Raw genomic sequence first — 15264 nt, forward strand, 5'->3', positions numbered from 1 at the left:
ACGCGCAGAAAATATGAAGGTCAATCTTCCGCCAAAGCCGAGTTTCCAAGGGCCTTGACCAATTCAAACGCCTTTTTGCGTACAGCCGGATCGGATATCTTGTAATAGGCGCGAACAAGCTCCAGAGTTTCCCTGCGGGACATCTGGTCTGCTTCAAAAGTTTGCGCTTCCTTGTCTTTGCTGCCCTGGCCTGACGCCACATCATCAGGCATGTCATCAAAGAAAAAGGATACAGGTACGTCAAGAATCTGGGAAAGCTGAAAAAGACGGCTGGAACCGATGCGGTTCGCGCCACGTTCATATTTCTGGATCTGTTGGAAGGTGAGGCCGAGCGCTTTGCCCAATTTTTCCTGACTCATTCCGAGGAGTGTTCTGCGAAGTCTTACACGTGAACCTACATGTACATCTACAGGATTAGGAACAGGTTTATTCATATTTTTTTCCAAATCAAAAGGTTACTCTAACTAGATCCGACCCCACGCACTGCAGCTTATTTTTTAGTAACGAATAATATTAAGGTCAAGTATTAACTTATATGCTGCAGTTTACAACGAGCTCCAACGTCTGGCTGCAACTGTTCCGATCATTATAATAATCAGCGTTGCAATTACAAAGATGATATCACCGAAACGCGCATAATAGGTGAGATTCACTAGTTTTTTTGGCAACATCTGGTCGATTACACCACGCTTTTGAAGATCAATGCTTTTTATGACGCGCCCATAGGAATCAATCACCGCAGAGATCCCCGTTCCGGCCGACCTTACCACCGGCAGGCCTTCTTCTATGGCCCTGACCCGGGTTTGCAGAAAATGCTGGTAGGGTCCGGTCATGGTGCCATACCAGGCATCATTGGTAATATTCAGCAGCCAGTCCGGCCGGTTCTGCGGGTCGACCACCTCACCGGGAAAAATGATTTCGTAGCAGACAAGTACGCCAAAGGGCGGTGTGCCGGGGATATACTGGGTCAACTGCCCCGGCCCGGGACTGTAGTCAAGCCCGCCGACGGCCCGTTCGAACCCGATCGCCCGCAGCAATACCCTGAAAAATGCCGGAATATATTCCCCGAAAGGCACCAGGTGCGTTTTGTCATGCAGCGCCCCGATCTGGCCGCTGCTGTCGATGGCGATAAAAGAGTTGTAGATTTTCATCCCGTCCCGGTCCCATTCGCGCCGCGGGAAGCCGGTCAGCAGCACGCCATCGTCGCCCAGCATGTCGGCGATCAGGTAGCGACGCGACGGCTCCTGGTCGAGGAAGTAAATCACCGCCGTCTCCGGCCAGATGATATGGGTGATGCCATCCTTGCCCCGGCGGTCGCTCATGGCCAGATAGTCGAGGAAATTATCCGCCCTCTTGTCCCGTGCCCATTTGTCCCGCTGGTTGATATTGGGCTGGACCAGTCTCAATCCCACATCTTCGACATAGTTTGTTTCCTGCTGTAGCCGCTGCTCGCCAAAGAAAAAGAGCCCCGCAAACACCAGGACATAAATCCCTGCGGCCAGGAACATCTTTGCCCGATCCCCGGACAATGCGAGAAACACCAGCGGCGCCAGCGCAAACAGCATCGTCACCGGCCCCAGCCCGTAAATTCCCCAGAGACTGGCGGACTGCAGCATGCTGTCGGAAAACCCCCAGGCATAGCCGGACAGGTTCCAGGGAAAGCCGGTGAAGAAATGTCCCCGCGCCCATTCGGACAGGTTCCACAGCCCTGCAAAAACCAGAAGCGACGGCAACAGGGCTCGTTTCCTGTCAAACCGGCGCCAGAACAGATTCATCACAAGTCCGACAAGACCGCTGTAGATCGCCAGCATGCCCGCCAGGCTGCCGACCGCGAAATACCCCATCCAGCCCGGCACATCATCCTGCAGGTAGAAGCTGTTGGCGATCCAGAGAAAGCCCATGAAAAACTGACCGAACCCGAACCACCAGGCGACGGCAAAAGCCTCACTCTTTTTTTTCTGATCGCGCAGCGCCAGACAGAGGAAAGGATAGCTGATCCACAGCAGCGGCAGGGCGTAAAAGGGGGCAAATGACAGCGCAGAAAGGAGGCCGGCGGCAAAAGAAAGCAGAACCAGTTGCAGGGAACTGCGCTGCCTGGTCCACTCTACAATCTTTTCCAGAAGGATATGGCCTGCGGTCTTTGCTGTTTCTGCCTTCTCAATCACCATTTCCTGAATCCCCGCCAGCTGCCTGATTGTTTGGTGGCATAGTTTCAGGCTTTGGCCGATGGATCAAGATGGTTTTTATCCGGCGTTCATCGCCTTCGATAATTTCAAAGCGAAGACCGTTGTCATGTTCGACAATTTCCCCGACATGGGGAATGCTGCCGGCCAGGGTGAAGACCAGGCCGCCGAGGGTATCCACGTCATCATCCTGCTCGTCCGGCAGCAGGTCCAGACTGAGCAGGTCCTCAAGCTCCTCAATGGTCAGGCGAGCGTCCGCCCTGAGCCGACCGCCCGGCAGCTCGGAAAGAAGTTCTTCCGCGACGATGTCATGCTCGTCTTCGATATCGCCGACAATCTGCTCCACCAGGTCCTCAATGGTGACAAGACCGTCGGTGCCGCCATATTCATCCACCACCAGCGCCATGTGGATATGGGTGGCCTGCATCTTGACCAAAATATCCATCAGCCGCATGCTGGGCGGGACAAACAGGATTGGCCGGTGCAGGCTTTTCAGCGGCGGCAACTCACCGTCTTCCGCTTCGCGGGAGGCAAAGGCCTTGAAGACATCCTTGATATGTACCATGGCGATGACTTCATCAAGACTTTCCCGGTAAACCGGCAGCCTGGACGTGCTGGCCTGGCGAAAGACCTGCATCAGTTCCTCGAACCCGGTGGAGGCCTCGACGGCAATAATATCCGCCCGCGGCACCATGATTTCGTCCACGCGCTTGTCGCCAAAGGCCAGTGTATTTTTGATGATGGAGCGTTCTTCTTCCCTGAGGGAGGAATCTTCCGCCTCAAATTCCTCAATCACCTCTTCGAGGCTTTCCTTGAGGGAGGCGTCGCCATTTCGGGTGGTTACGAGCTTTTTCAACCAGCTCCAGAAACCACCCTTGTTACTCGAGGACGGTTCGGCTTCCGCCTTTTCCCCGATCGTGCCGTTTTGTAGGTTCATTTTCCCGTTCTTTGAGCAAATATCTCAAATTTGTCCAGTTAGGTTGACATCTCGCCATAGGGGTCGTCAATCCCTAAAGTGCCGAGGATCGCCTTTTCCAGCCCTTCCATCTCCTCTGCTTCGGCGTCATTCATATGGTCATATCCCAAAAGATGTAACAATCCGTGAACAATCAGATGGCAGAAGTGATTTTCCAGACTTTTGCCGGAAGATATGGCTTCATTTTGCACAGTTTCAAGGGCCAGGATGATATCGCCGAGCGACACCGGATAGTCGGGCAGGTCCTGACCAGCATGAAACCAGGCGTCCAGCTCCTCGTCAGACAGCGCCGGGAAGGACAGCACATTGGTCGGTTTGTCCTTGCCGCGGTAGTCCCGGTTCAGGACCCGGATATTTTCGTCGTTGGTCAGCAGAACGCTCAGTTCAAGATGGGGAAAGCGGTTCAACACCACCCCTTCCGGGCTGTCGGACATGATTTTTTCCAGCACCGTGCGGATCAGGCCTTCTGCCCCCGGCAGCTCTTGGCTCCAGGCCGGCTCTTCCTGATTAATGTCCAGCTGGATATCGGCTGCGCTCATCGCTTTTTCTTTTGCGCGTCTTTCCGGTCATAGGCATCAACAATCTTGCCCACCAGAGGATGGCGCACCACATCGGCAGCGGTGAAATTGACAAAGGCGATATCCTGTATCCGCGGCAGGATGTCCAGCGCATCGGCCAGGCCGGAACGGGAACCGTCCGGCAGATCCACCTGCGAGGGGTCACCACAAACCACCATGCGGCAATTTTCCCCAAAGCGGGTCAGGAACATCTTCATCTGCATGGGGGTGGTATTCTGGGCTTCATCCAGGATGACGAAAGCATTGGACAGGGTGCGGCCGCGCATAAACGCCAGCGGCGCGATCTCGATGTCGCCGCGTTCGATCCGCCGTTCGGTCTGCTCCCGGGAAATCATCTGGCCCAAGGCATCAAACAGCGGCGTCAGGTAAGGATCGACCTTTTCCCGCATGTCGCCGGGCAGGAAACCCAGTTTTTCCCCGGCTTCCACTGCCGGACGGGACAGGATAATCTTTTCCACCCGGCCTTCCAGCAGGAAGGATGTGGCCATGGCCACCGCCAGGAAGGTCTTGCCGGTACCGGCCGGGCCGAGGCCGAAAGTCATTTCCCGGTCACGCAGGGCCTCGATATATTTGGCCTGGTTGGCGCTACGCGGGCTCAGCACCGTCTTGCGGGTGCGGATCACGATCTCGTTTTCGCTTTCGCGCTTTTTCAGCAGCAGGCTCTCATCGGCCGGGCTTTCGGTAACATAGGCCAGCCGGATCGCCCCGTCCACCTCGGCCATACTCACATCCTGCCCCCGTTCCAGCTGTTCATAGAGCCTGAGCAGCACGGAGCGGGCCAGGTCAGTAACCTCGATTCCGCCGATGATGGAAATCAGATTGCCGCGGCCGATCAGGGTCACGCCCAGCTTCTGCTCGATACGGGACAGATGCACGTTATGCTCGCCGCACAGCAGGGCGAGCAGGCGATTGTCCTCGAACTCGAGGATGATTTCTTCACTGATGCCGTTATTGTCCCGTGCCATGATCCCTACCCCCTGGCGGCGACCGGCGCCGCCTCTTCAATAATCTGGCCCTTCAGGCTGTGGGGCCCGGCGGACAGTATTTCCACATCAACGATGCGGCCGAAGTACCGGTCCAGCAGACTGTCGTCGCCCAGGGTCACATGCACCGCCTGCATATAGGGGCTGCGGCCGACCAGCTGGCCGGCTCCCTTGCCGCGCCGTTCCAGCAGCACCGGCAGGACCTGTCCCACCGTGCCCTCGTTAAAGGCCACCTGCTGGCGGCTCAGTTCCGCCTGCAGTTCGGCAAGACGGGCTGCCTTGACCTCTTCCGGCACCTGATCTTCCATGGTCGCCGCCGGGGTGCCCGGACGGGCGCTGTATTTGAAGCTGTAAGCCTGGGCATAACCGATGTCCCGGACCAGTTGCATGGTTTCCTGGAATTCCTCGTCGGTCTCCCCCGGGAAACCAACAATGAAGTCGCCGGAGAGGGCGATTTCCGGACGCGCCTTGCGCAGGTCCTCGATAATTTTCCGGTAACTGTCCGCTGTATGATGCCGGTTCATGGCCTTGAGAATCCGGTCGGAGCCGGCCTGCACCGGCAGATGCAGATAGGGCATGCATTGTTCCACCTCGGCATGGACCCGGATCAGCTCCTCGGTCATGTCGGACGGATGGGAGGTGGTGTAGCGGATGCGCTGGAAGCCCGGGTCCCGGGCCAGTTCCCGGATCAGACGGGCCAGCGACCATTCCTCGCCGTTCTCGCCCACCCCGTGGTAGGCGTTCACATTCTGGCCCAGCAAGGTCACTTCCACCACGCCGGCTTCGGCCAGCTTGCGGGCGTCGGTCATCACATCCTCGATGTTGCGGGAGAATTCGGCGCCGCGGGTATAGGGCACCACGCAATAGGTGCAGAATTTGTCGCAGCCTTCCTGGACAGTCAGGAAGGCAGAGGTTTTCTGCTCCACGTCTTTCTTGCCCAGGCTTTCGAATTTTTCGTCGACCGACAGATCGGTGTCCAGGATGCGCGGCTTTTCGCCGACGGCTTTCTGTGAGGTTGCCTGCTTGACCATGTCCGGCAGGCGGTGATAGGTCTGCGGCCCGAACACCATGTCCACCACGGGGGCCCGCTTCATGATCTGGTCACCTTCGGCCTGGGCCACACAGCCGCCCACCGCCAGCACCATATCCTTGCCGTCGTCCGCCTTCTTCTCTTTCATGGCGCGCAGGCGGCCGATATCGGAATAGACCTTTTCCGCCGCCTTTTCCCGGATATGGCAGGTGTTGAGTACGACAAGATCCGCCTCGTCGGGGCTTTCGGTCACCGCATAGCCCTCGTGCGCCATCACGTCCACCATACGTTCCGTATCATAGACATTCATCTGGCAGCCGTAGGTCTTGATATAAAATTTCTTTGTATTCGTCTTGTCCATCTGGAAATACCTGTATCCCCGGCACCTTGGTTCGATTTTGGCCAGAGTGTATCAAAAAGCGCCTTTAAATGCGCGCGCAATCTACCATTGTGCTGTCAGGAGTCAACTTTTGAAGTGCGGGACAGCTCGTGCCGGCGCCCGCGCAGACAATCCTGCAGTCTCTTTTCCACCGTACGGTGGCAATAGGTGGCCAGTTCCTTGCGGGTCTTGAACAGGTTGCGCGATACCGGCTTGTGGAAATGAACCTCCACTTCCACCTTGAGCAGCCGCAGGAAACTCATCAGATGCGGCGCCAGCTCCATGTCGCCGATCCAGGCGATTTTGAACAGGCTGCTGCGATTGACCGGCATATTGTTGATCCGGCGATAAACGATGGTCACCGGCTGCACCATCAGGTCGTCCACATGGCCCTGTTCGTCCACGTGCAGATCCATGACCTTTTCCGTCACCCCGAACAGGGCGCTTTTGAACGGCAGGACCCGGGTGCCGTCCCCGGTCGTCCCCTCGGGGAACAAGATCAGGCTGTCCCCTTCCTTCATCCGCTCATGCAGTTCCTGTTTCTGGTTTTTCGCATCGGAGCGGCGGGAACGGTCAATGAAAATGGTCCGCTGCAGGCCGGCCAGATATCCCAGGACAGGCCAGCCTGCCATTTCCTTCTTGGCAATAAAACAGGCGCCCTTGATGACCTTGCCCAGCACCAGGATATCAAGCCAGGAAACATGGTTGGAGACGAACAGGGTCGTCGACCCTTCGTGGGGCTTGCCCTCGGTAGTGATACGGACATTGAATGCACGACACAGGTTCCCATGCACCCAGTGGGGCCAGATCTTATATCCGGGAAACTTTATCTTTTTAACGAGGATAGTCGGCGGCAAAAGGACAGTCAGATAAAACAGCGCTTTTACGATCCTGAAATATGTCCGCATTCAATTCCGTTTAAAATTTTCATCATTGCATAAGATAATGCCCTGCAGAAGCCTGCAAGGCAGCGTCTATAGCATCAGATGGAGACAATTACCAGTTTTTCAAGCCTACTTGATCTTTATGCCATACAGCTCGAGCCGATGGTCAACCAGCTTGTATCCCAGTTTTTTGGCAATTGCTTCCTGAAGAGCTTCGATCTCTTTTTCGTTGAACTCGACAACTTCACCGGTTTCGATATCGATCAGGTGATCATGATGTACATCAGGCACCGGCTCGTAGCGCGACCGGCCGTCGCGAAAGTCATGGCGCTCGAGAATGCCGGCTTCCTCAAACAGGCGCACCGTCCGGTAAACCGTAGCAATACTGATGTGGGGATCAATATCTACAGAACGGCGGTATACCTCCTCTACATCCGGATGATCTTCAGCCTCAGACAGAACCTGCGCAATAATCCTGCGCTGGTCGGTCATTCTCATGCCCTTTTCGATACAAAGATTTTCGATTTCTGACGTCATTATATGCCCTGAGTTGTTTAATTATAATACGCTAGATATGCGTAAAATATACACATTCTATCATCCGGCACCAGTGTTTTTCAAGTTTGTGTTAACCCTGTTTCAAAATTGACAATGCGGTTGGAGATATTGAATATCAGCTAAGTGTACAGGCCATCAGAATGGCGTCGAGCGCCCCTCCATTCTGTCCACTGTAATAGTTTTCCCTGAGGCCGATCTTTTCAAACCCCTGCCTGGTGTATAGTGCCCGGGCGGCCTTGTTGTCTTCGCGCACCTCCAGAAAAAGTTTTTCTGTTTTGCCGCCGTCGCGCAACATCGCCTTTAGCTGGCCAAGCAGGCGACCGGCCAGCCCCTGACGTCGATAATCAGGCCTGACCGTGATGGTGAGGATTTCCGCTTCATCCACCACTTGGCGGACGAGGAGGAAACCGGCCGGATCATCTCCAAGCATGGCGACAAGCCCGAAGACCCCCGGCATCGCGAGAAGAGTGTTGAATTCCTCGATGCTCCAGGCCCTCTCGGGCGTGTGTTCGAACCCGAGGCCGTGAAGTTCAGCCAGAAGGGAGGCAGTTTCCACACCGCAAACATGGAAGGACAGGTCTTTCCCGGTCATTTGTTTTCCTGGAAAGGAAGCGGCACGACCTTGGGCATGACCGCATCCGGCGCCCGCAGATACAGCGGAGCGATCCCCCGTTCCTTTTCAAACCGGTCCGGATTCTTTGCCGCCATGACAGCCATCACCCGGGCGTCCGGTTGCCCGTTCACCCCCGGCACATGAATATGGCCGCTTTCTTCTTCCGGGATGTTATCCAGCACCAGGTCCACGCCGGTCCCGATCAGGTTACACTTCCCGGCAGGCAGTTCCTCGCGGATGTTGTCCAGAGGGACTGCCTTCGCTTCCGAGCCGGCACTGATGTCCCCACCCGAAAACGTGAACTGCTGGAAATAAACTTCGCCGCGCCGGGCGTCATGGGCCACGCAGAGCGGGCCCTCACTCACGTCGTCGCAGCCGATGACATTGTGGGCGACGACTTCCAGGGTGGTAAAGCCCGCCAGCGGAATATCCAGGGCCAGACACAAGCCCTTGGCGGCGGACAATCCGATGCGAACGCCGGTAAAGGTTCCCGGCCCCCGGGTGCAGGCAATCCCCTGGAGGTCCGATTTCGGCAGGCCGGCGTCCTGCAACACTTCCTCCACCATGGGCAACAGGCGTTCCGCATGGCCGCGCATACGATCTTCATAGCGCCAGGCAACAATATTTCCGTCCACCAGCAGGGCCGCGGAACAGGCCCCCAGGGCGGTATCAATGGCCAGAATATTCATATAACCGCCGCCTCGAAGTCGTACCGGAAATGATTACAACGCGCTCAGACAATCTTGCAGGCCTGGTCAAACGTCAGCCGCTCCTGACGCGGCGGAAGGCTGTCCTTGTCGCCATACCCCATGGAACAGAGGAAGTTCACCTTGACATTGCTGCCATCAAAAAAAGCCTTTTCCACCGCTGCCGGATCAAAGCCGGACATGGGACAGCAGTCAAGCCCCAGCGCTCTGGCCGCAATCATCAAATAGCCGCCCTGCAGGCTGGAATTGCGGAATGCCGTTTCCCGGGTCAGCCCCTCGTTACCGTCAAACAGTTTCTCCACACCGGGATAAAGTTTGAAAAGATCCGGCAGGGTTTGCGGGAAATCCAGATCATATCCGACCACAACGGTAAAGGGCGCCGTGAGGATTTTGTCCTTGTTGCTGTCAATCGCGCAACCCGCAAGCTTCGCCTTGGCCTCTTCACTCTGCACCATGACAAAACGGGCCGGAGAAGCGTTGAACGCCGTCGGTCCCCAGCGCAGCAGATCATAAATCGCCCGGATCGTGACGTCTGAAACAGGGCGGTCCTGCCATCCCTTGAAGGAACGGGCCTCGCGAAAAATTACGTCCAGGTCCCTGTCAGAGAGAATTTGATCTGTCATCGTTATACCCTTTTACGTGTACGGTTTGATTGTCTTGTATAGGAGTAGAATATACAAATCGCCGTCTGGCTTGGAAACGACTATTTTGACTTTCTTCGCCCTTGCCCCTCTTGGCGCTGCAGCCGTCATCCGGCAACTGTCTGGGGGGAATTCCCTTTTTGTACAAACCTGTATATACTCCCCGCTAAAATAACTCAGATAGTGTTTTCAGGCAGTAACCAGGGTTGACATGACAGGCGCATCTCTCTTTCGTAAATTGCTGGCTCCCGTCCTCGTGGGAATTTACATATTTCTTTGCTCCTTCGCCGCGTTGGCAGAGGAAACCGAGGACTCCGCGGTCGTCATCATGTACCACCGCTTTGGCGAAGACAAATATCCGAGCACCAACATCACTCTCGAGCAGTTCCGGGCCCATATCGAAGAACTGAAACAGGAAAAATATAATGTGGTGCCGCTATCCGAGATTATAGAGGCCTTCGAGAACAAGACTCCCCTGCCGACGCGAACGGTCGCCATCACCATAGACGATGCCTATCTCTCCATCTATGAAAACGCCTGGCCGATCCTCCGCGAAGCAGGTTTCCCCTTCACCCTGTTCACCTCGAGCGAGCCGGTTGACCTGAAGGTGGACGGCTATATGACCTGGGACCAGATCCGGGAAATGAACCAGGATCCCCTGGTCAGCATCGGCCATCACGGCCATAGCCACGAGCATCTGTTGCGCATGACGCCCGGACAGGTCAAACAGGACCTGGAAACCGCGTCGGCGCGTTATAAAGCGGAACTTGGCTATGTCCCCGACATTTTGGCCTACCCGTTCGGCGAATATAGTGCGGAAATCGAAGAACTGGCCCGCTCGCTCGGCCTGAAAGCCGGGTTCGGCCAGCATTCCGGCACCGCCAGCAGCCGGCTCGACATTTTCGCCCTGCCGCGTTTTGCCTTCAACGAAAAATATGCCACGCTCAGTAGGTTCCGGCTGATCTCCAATTCCCGGGCATTGCCGGTGCGGGACATCCTTCCCACCGACCCCACTGTAACAACAAACCCGCCCCTGATCGGCTTTACCGTCGATAAATCCGTCCGGGGACTTTCCGCCATGAGTTGCTTCCCTTCCCATCTGGACAAAGCCGCGGAACTAAAACTGATCGGGGGGAACCGGGTGGAGATCCGGTTTGACAAGCCTTTTCCCAAGGGGCGCAGCAGGGTGAACTGCACCATGCCGGGGCCCGGCGGGCGCTGGTACTGGTTCGGCCTGCCCTTCTTTGTGCCGGGCGGGACCGAACCGGCAAACTGAGCCTTCGAACTGACCAGGCGGTCAGACGGCTTCGACGCTTTCCACTTCGGGAATATAGTGTTTCAGAAGATTCTGAATGCCGTATTTCAGGGTCGCCGTTGAACTGGGACACCCGGCACAGGCACCCTGCATATGCAGATAGACAATGCCGTCGCTAAACGCATGGAATACAATATCGCCGCCGTCCCGTGCGACCGCCGGCCGTACCCGGGTTTCAAGCAGTTCCTTGATCTGAGTGACGATCTCATCGTCTTCCCCGCTGCTCTCGGGCACTTCTGCCGCCACTTTTTCCATCACCGGAAGCCCGGCGGTGAAATGCTCCATGATTGTACCGAGGATCACGGGCTTGAGTTCAGCCCAGTCCCGTCCATCGCTGGTAATGGTGATAAAGTCATAGCCGAAAAATACACCTGCCACACCGTCAACGGCAAACAAGGCCTTTGCCAGTGGTGAACCGGCGGCATCCTCCACACGTGTAAAGTTTGCCGTTCCCTGTTCCAGCACGGTCTCGCCCGGCAGGAACTTTAACGTAGCCGGATTCGGCGTCTGCTCTGTCTGAATAAACATTATTATACCCTGAGTTTGTTTTCTCTTAAATGGCAAGGGAACGGCCGAAAATCAAGTATCTTTCGGTCTTTTGTTAACAAATACTATGCTATATATGTATCTTGTCTGATCCGGGATTCGGGACTGAATAATGCGTTTTTGCCGAAACATCATAGTCTTCTTCCTAAGTCTTCCGTTTTCTGTGGTGTGCGCCATGGCGGAAGAGACAAACAGTTCGCGCGAGAATATCCGTATCTGCATTCCCCTCGAACTCTATTACGCCGAAGAACTTAAGGCCCTGATCTCACAGTCTTATCAGGACCTGAACCTGACAATTGAATGGCATGTCCTGCCGGTTAACCGCTGCGTCATGATGGTCAGCCAGGGCATTCTTGATGCGGACATCGGCAGGAGCCCGGTCGTTACGACAAAATACCCCAACCTGGTTTCAGTTCCCGTGCAACTTTTCTCCGCTGACGTAAATCTCTACAGCCTGGCGCCGCCGGACGACCCTGTCCCGGATCCGCAAACACTGCTTTCGGATCACCGGTATCGTGTTGCCTACCCCTCCCATCTTCTCCATGTCAGGAATATGGCGGCAAGTCACAGCACGCTGGGCGCCGACAGTGCGGATCAGATGATTGCCCTGCTCCGGAAAGGCCGGGTTGATTACATTTTGATTAGTGCGACAGAGGCCGAAAAGATGGAGAACAACGGAAAAGCCATGACCGGCCTTTATCAGATACAAAAGGCCTATATTAGAATCCCCGGCCATCACATTCTGAACCGCAAACACGAAGGCCTTGCCGCGGAACTGGCCAAGGGTTTCCGTCAAAGGCTGGAAACACCGGACTAACCTGAATAGTGGATTTACCATACACTATTCACTCGCATAGATTGTCATATTCTTATATGATGACGTATGATAAAAGTTTCGGGTGCTATTTCACTTTACCGCAAAATGGCGTGGATCATCAGTCTTACATTGATCCTGCAGGCTTTTTCAATACGGGCGGTAAATTCTGAAACTGCTGGGAAACCGTTCGATATCTGCACTCCCCTGGAACTCACGTACAGTGTTGGCCTTCGGGATATCGTTGAAAAATCTTACAGGGAATTCGGCTATGATGTCCACTGGCATATCCTGCCGGCCAACAGGTGCATCGCCATGGTGGACAGGGGCATCCTGGATGCCGACCTGGTTCGTACGACATCTGTGATAGAGCACTATCAAAACCTGATCCTCATTCCGGTGCGGTTGATAACCATAAAAATCGACCTTTACGGCATAAAACGCCCTGATGTACCGCCACCTGAACCGGAAATACTGCTTGCGGATGAAAACATAGCTGTCGCCTACCCGCGAAACTCCCTGTTGATCGAAAAAATGGTCAAAAATCCGGCCTCCATCGGCACGGATGACGGAGCCCATATGCTGAAATTGCTCCGGAACGGCAGAGTGCGACTGATACTGCTGCCAAAGGTTGAGCTCAATCGTCTGCAAAAGAAAGGTGTTGATATGAGTGACCTGGTCCTGATCAGGGAAAATTACATAGAGTACCCTGGCTTTCACGTCGTCAACAGAAAACACAAAGACCTGGTTGACCGACTGGCCGCTAAATTCCTGCCCGCAATTGCCGAAGCCAATATCCCCGGAAAACAATAACTTAGACGAATTTGTCGATTTCCTCGTCCGTCATGTTGCCGGGCACCACAAGCACCGGCATATGACAAACATCCAGCAGTTCCTCGCGAAAAATCCGGATCAGGGGCCCGGGATCCCCGCCGACGTCAGCGCCAAGCACCAGGAGGTGGACGTCCATATCTTCCCTGATATAGTCAACGATGACATCCTTGGGATCGCCGGAGCGTATAACAAGTTCGGGCGTCATACCGGACAGGACTTCAACGTCCCGGGCAAAACCATTCATCATCCCTTCCGCTTCCTGACGCGCCTCTTCTTCCATCAGCTCGCGGACACTGACCCAGTGCTGGAAATCGGCAGGGGGAATAATGTGCAGCATGACTACACTGCCGCCCACCTTTGATGCCCGCAAAGCAGCGAGGCGAAGAACTTTCTTGAACTCAGGTGTATCGTCAGCGATCACCAGAAACTTCCATTTGCGGTCCGTCAGGGCCATTACTTCCGATCCCGGTATGATTAACTTTCGACATATTGTGCCACCCGCAAGGAGGCATTGGCAACAGGAATTATTTCTGCAGGATGTTGGTCAGCTCCTTGAGCTGGGTCCGGGCCCGAAGCAGATAGAAGCCCTGAGCGGCCAGATGATTGGGCAGGAACATGGCATCCGGAGAGCAGTTGGACACCACCGTCGGGTCCAGGGCGATAATCGCCAGCAGGCTTTTTTCCATCTCATCCCAGGTGTTTGTAAGTTCGCGATCGGTGATGATCTGGTCAAAATCCTGACGCAGCCCCTGCAGGATCATATAATAGGCGTAGGCCTGCCCCTTCACATTATAAAAAACGTCATCGGCCTCGATATCAAACATGCAGCCGAACCCCTCGCGGATATGCCGGTCGATAATGGCCGAAGAGGCCCCGATATCCACGGCAAAACGTTCAAGGGTGACCTGGAGGTTGTCCGTCCGGCGTTCAAATACGGCAGAGCCGTCCGCCACTTTATTGTTATAGGCGCGGAGTTTTGCCAGCCCGGCCCGGTACTGGGCTTCCGACGAGGAAACCGGGAAAAAGGATATGGAGGGCTCCCAGATCCACTGATCCCCGGCATACTGCAGGGCGCTGGTGGCATTTTTCAGGTCCGGATCCTCCATGCTGGAACCCCGGGTGCGGCCCAGCTGATCCTTCAGGTCAAAACTGAAGCGCGCAACCACCGAAATAATCCCCTGCTGATAATGGGCCATATTATCGAGGAGGGCACTGGGATAGAAGAAAGGATCGTTACTGATCCATGAGTTCCTGTTGACTTCCCTGTCCACAAGGGCGGCCGCTATGGTGACTGCATGGCTGGAATTCCCCTGGCTCGCATAATTCTCCGGCTTGAATTCCGGATCATCATTGATTCGGTGGATAAAGACGGCGCCCAGGACAAAATAGAGAATAACCAGCACAATAAGCCCGAGCAGCAGGGTGCGGACCACAGAAAAACTCATATGGTCCGCGATCCAGTATCTGAAATCCGTAAACTTCTGCCACATGGGCCTTTCCCCCGGCTGGTTATGTCTTATTTATCTTTGTCCAGGTCAATCACGACCTTTTGCGTTGTACCGCTTGCACCCGGGAAATTCTGGAACAGGGCCTGGATCATCAGCGGAACCAGTTCCGTCAGATCGTTACTGCGCCCGATCCCTTCGACGCGCCCTTCATAGATATTTTTCGCCCCTTCGAAATTGGGCCGGATATTGACCTTGAGAATGCGGTTGTATTTCACGTAGCTTTGCACTTCCGGCCGATGGTAAAAACCACCATAGTACCAGGAGCGGCGCGGCCAATAGCCATAGTAGCCATATCCATAGTAGGGGTCGAAGAACGGATCATAATAGGGCCAGCCCCCCCAGTACCCATACGGGGAATATCCGCCGAAGGAACGGACAAAAACCTTGCCGTTATCGACGCCGTAATCAAGCTCGACAACCAGGTCGGCGGTGCCGCCATTGGCCGGTTTATATCCCAGCTTGCCGAGTTGGTTGCCCAGCATGTTGGCATAGGTGGCGAACTCCAGGCTTCCCTGCAGGCTGTCATCCATGGGAACGATAACGATCTTCTCGCCGCTGGGGCGCGGCAGCGAATGGAAGCTGGTCACATTTGAAGTAAATGTCTGACTGCAGGCAGAAAGCATGCCGAGAAGACAGAGTGCAAATATACCTTTGATCACCTTGCTCATGAACTTTGCCTTTCTTTCCCGGTCCCACACTATCTGTTTATATAATA

General features: G+C 55.1%; 17 protein-coding genes and 1 pseudogene. 3 read left to right on the forward strand and 15 right to left on the reverse strand.

Features of this window, described 5'->3' with window-relative positions; genetic code table 11:
- Positions 1-20: 20 nt before the first annotated feature.
- From FIV46_RS09705 to FIV46_RS09755, 11 genes are all read right to left on the reverse strand, one after another.
- Entirely contained in the window at positions 21-434 is a 414-nt protein-coding gene (locus tag FIV46_RS09705) for a helix-turn-helix domain-containing protein (RefSeq protein ID WP_139940729.1), read from the reverse strand.
- Between the two features lie 111 nt (positions 435-545).
- Complete coding sequence (lnt, locus tag FIV46_RS09710) at positions 546-2168, reverse strand: apolipoprotein N-acyltransferase (protein ID WP_139940730.1); 1623 nt, start codon at positions 2166-2168, stop codon at positions 546-548.
- A complete protein-coding gene (locus FIV46_RS09715; RefSeq protein WP_139940731.1) occupies positions 2158-3120 on the reverse strand; it encodes a hemolysin family protein in 963 nt (320 codons plus the stop codon). Before FIV46_RS09715 ends, lnt begins: the two co-directional genes overlap by 11 nt.
- A 38-nt stretch (positions 3121-3158) precedes the next feature.
- On the reverse strand, positions 3159-3698 hold the full coding sequence (ybeY, locus tag FIV46_RS09720; RefSeq protein WP_139940732.1) for an rRNA maturation RNase YbeY: 540 nt from the start codon (positions 3696-3698) through the stop codon (positions 3159-3161).
- Positions 3695-4702 (reverse strand): PhoH family protein, encoded by a 1008-nt coding sequence (locus tag FIV46_RS09725; RefSeq protein WP_139940733.1) that lies wholly within the window; start codon positions 4700-4702, stop codon positions 3695-3697. Before FIV46_RS09725 ends, ybeY begins: the two co-directional genes overlap by 4 nt.
- Positions 4703-4707: 5 nt before the next feature.
- Positions 4708-6111, reverse strand: a complete 1404-nt coding sequence (gene miaB / locus FIV46_RS09730; protein WP_139940734.1) for a tRNA (N6-isopentenyl adenosine(37)-C2)-methylthiotransferase MiaB — start codon at positions 6109-6111, stop codon at positions 4708-4710.
- A 95-nt stretch (positions 6112-6206) separates the two neighbouring features.
- Positions 6207-6923, reverse strand: coding sequence for a lysophospholipid acyltransferase family protein (locus FIV46_RS09735; protein ID WP_181163173.1), 717 nt, complete (start codon positions 6921-6923; stop codon positions 6207-6209).
- 219 nt (positions 6924-7142) lie between these two features.
- A complete protein-coding gene (locus FIV46_RS09740) occupies positions 7143-7550 on the reverse strand; it encodes a Fur family transcriptional regulator (RefSeq protein ID WP_139940736.1) in 408 nt (135 codons plus the stop codon).
- A 136-nt stretch (positions 7551-7686) separates the two neighbouring features.
- Positions 7687-8163 carry a ribosomal protein S18-alanine N-acetyltransferase gene (gene rimI, locus FIV46_RS09745; RefSeq protein WP_139940737.1) on the reverse strand — a complete coding sequence of 159 codons (477 nt, stop codon included), beginning with the start codon at positions 8161-8163 and terminating at the stop codon, positions 7687-7689.
- Positions 8160-8873, reverse strand: a complete 714-nt coding sequence (tsaB, locus tag FIV46_RS09750; RefSeq protein ID WP_139940738.1) for a tRNA (adenosine(37)-N6)-threonylcarbamoyltransferase complex dimerization subunit type 1 TsaB — start codon at positions 8871-8873, stop codon at positions 8160-8162. Before tsaB ends, rimI begins: the two co-directional genes overlap by 4 nt.
- A gap of 44 nt (positions 8874-8917) precedes the next feature.
- Positions 8918-9514, reverse strand: a complete 597-nt coding sequence (locus FIV46_RS09755; RefSeq protein ID WP_139940739.1) for a malonic semialdehyde reductase — start codon at positions 9512-9514, stop codon at positions 8918-8920.
- Positions 9515-9860: 346 nt separating this feature from the next.
- Here FIV46_RS09755 and FIV46_RS18470 point away from each other — a divergent pair.
- Positions 9861-10376 (forward strand): annotated as a pseudogene (locus FIV46_RS18470) (polysaccharide deacetylase family protein); the annotation flags it as partial.
- A 453-nt stretch (positions 10377-10829) separates the two neighbouring features.
- Here FIV46_RS18470 and FIV46_RS18410 read toward each other — a convergent pair.
- Positions 10830-11375 carry a NifU family protein gene (locus FIV46_RS18410; protein ID WP_139940741.1) on the reverse strand — a complete coding sequence of 182 codons (546 nt, stop codon included), beginning with the start codon at positions 11373-11375 and terminating at the stop codon, positions 10830-10832.
- 193 nt (positions 11376-11568) lie between these two features.
- Here FIV46_RS18410 and FIV46_RS09770 point away from each other — a divergent pair, with 193 nt between their 5' ends.
- Positions 11569-12210, forward strand: a complete 642-nt coding sequence (locus FIV46_RS09770) for a hypothetical protein (protein WP_139940742.1) — start codon at positions 11569-11571, stop codon at positions 12208-12210.
- Positions 12211-12276: 66 nt separating this feature from the next.
- Positions 12277-13020, forward strand: a complete 744-nt coding sequence (locus FIV46_RS09775) for a hypothetical protein (protein WP_139940743.1) — start codon at positions 12277-12279, stop codon at positions 13018-13020.
- A 1-nt stretch (position 13021) separates the two neighbouring features.
- On the opposite strand, the gene FIV46_RS09780 is transcribed toward FIV46_RS09775, so the two are convergent.
- The 3 genes from FIV46_RS09780 to FIV46_RS09790 form a co-directional block, all read right to left on the reverse strand.
- Positions 13022-13495, reverse strand: coding sequence for a universal stress protein (locus tag FIV46_RS09780; RefSeq protein WP_139940744.1), 474 nt, complete (start codon positions 13493-13495; stop codon positions 13022-13024).
- 70 nt (positions 13496-13565) lie between these two features.
- Positions 13566-14531: a DUF2333 family protein gene (locus FIV46_RS09785; RefSeq protein ID WP_139940745.1), complete on the reverse strand. Its 966-nt coding sequence runs from the start codon at positions 14529-14531 to the stop codon at positions 13566-13568.
- A 26-nt stretch (positions 14532-14557) separates the two neighbouring features.
- On the reverse strand, positions 14558-15217 hold the full coding sequence (locus FIV46_RS09790) for a DUF4136 domain-containing protein (RefSeq protein WP_139940746.1): 660 nt from the start codon (positions 15215-15217) through the stop codon (positions 14558-14560).
- Positions 15218-15264 lie beyond the last annotated feature (47 nt).

Origin of the sequence: Emcibacter nanhaiensis (genome assembly GCF_006385175.1) — a bacterium.
Taxonomy (GTDB): Bacteria; Pseudomonadota; Alphaproteobacteria; order Sphingomonadales; family Emcibacteraceae; genus Emcibacter; species Emcibacter nanhaiensis.

What these genes read in the sequence shown, in the direction of transcription:
- FIV46_RS09785 (WP_139940745.1), bottom strand. Translation starts at nt 14,531, where the DNA reads ATGTGGCAGAAGTTTACGGATTTCAGATACTGGATCGCGGACCATATG.
- FIV46_RS09775 (WP_139940743.1), top strand. Translation starts at nt 12,277, where the DNA reads ATGATAAAAGTTTCGGGTGCTATTTCACTTTACCGCAAAATGGCGTGG.
- FIV46_RS09780 (WP_139940744.1), bottom strand. Translation starts at nt 13,495, where the DNA reads ATGGCCCTGACGGACCGCAAATGGAAGTTTCTGGTGATCGCTGACGAT.
- FIV46_RS09705 (WP_139940729.1), bottom strand. Translation starts at nt 434, where the DNA reads ATGAATAAACCTGTTCCTAATCCTGTAGATGTACATGTAGGTTCACGT.
- FIV46_RS09725 (WP_139940733.1), bottom strand. Translation starts at nt 4,702, where the DNA reads ATGGCACGGGACAATAACGGCATCAGTGAAGAAATCATCCTCGAGTTC.
- FIV46_RS09755 (WP_139940739.1), bottom strand. Translation starts at nt 9,514, where the DNA reads ATGACAGATCAAATTCTCTCTGACAGGGACCTGGACGTAATTTTTCGC.
- tsaB (WP_139940738.1), bottom strand. Translation starts at nt 8,873, where the DNA reads ATGAATATTCTGGCCATTGATACCGCCCTGGGGGCCTGTTCCGCGGCC.
- FIV46_RS09740 (WP_139940736.1), bottom strand. Translation starts at nt 7,550, where the DNA reads ATGACGTCAGAAATCGAAAATCTTTGTATCGAAAAGGGCATGAGAATG.
- FIV46_RS18410 (WP_139940741.1), bottom strand. Translation starts at nt 11,375, where the DNA reads ATGTTTATTCAGACAGAGCAGACGCCGAATCCGGCTACGTTAAAGTTC.
- FIV46_RS09790 (WP_139940746.1), bottom strand. Translation starts at nt 15,217, where the DNA reads ATGAGCAAGGTGATCAAAGGTATATTTGCACTCTGTCTTCTCGGCATG.
- FIV46_RS09715 (WP_139940731.1), bottom strand. Translation starts at nt 3,120, where the DNA reads ATGAACCTACAAAACGGCACGATCGGGGAAAAGGCGGAAGCCGAACCG.
- miaB (WP_139940734.1), bottom strand. Translation starts at nt 6,111, where the DNA reads ATGGACAAGACGAATACAAAGAAATTTTATATCAAGACCTACGGCTGC.
- ybeY (WP_139940732.1), bottom strand. Translation starts at nt 3,698, where the DNA reads ATGAGCGCAGCCGATATCCAGCTGGACATTAATCAGGAAGAGCCGGCC.
- lnt (WP_139940730.1), bottom strand. Translation starts at nt 2,168, where the DNA reads ATGGTGATTGAGAAGGCAGAAACAGCAAAGACCGCAGGCCATATCCTT.
- FIV46_RS09770 (WP_139940742.1), top strand. Translation starts at nt 11,569, where the DNA reads ATGGCGGAAGAGACAAACAGTTCGCGCGAGAATATCCGTATCTGCATT.
- rimI (WP_139940737.1), bottom strand. Translation starts at nt 8,163, where the DNA reads ATGACCGGGAAAGACCTGTCCTTCCATGTTTGCGGTGTGGAAACTGCC.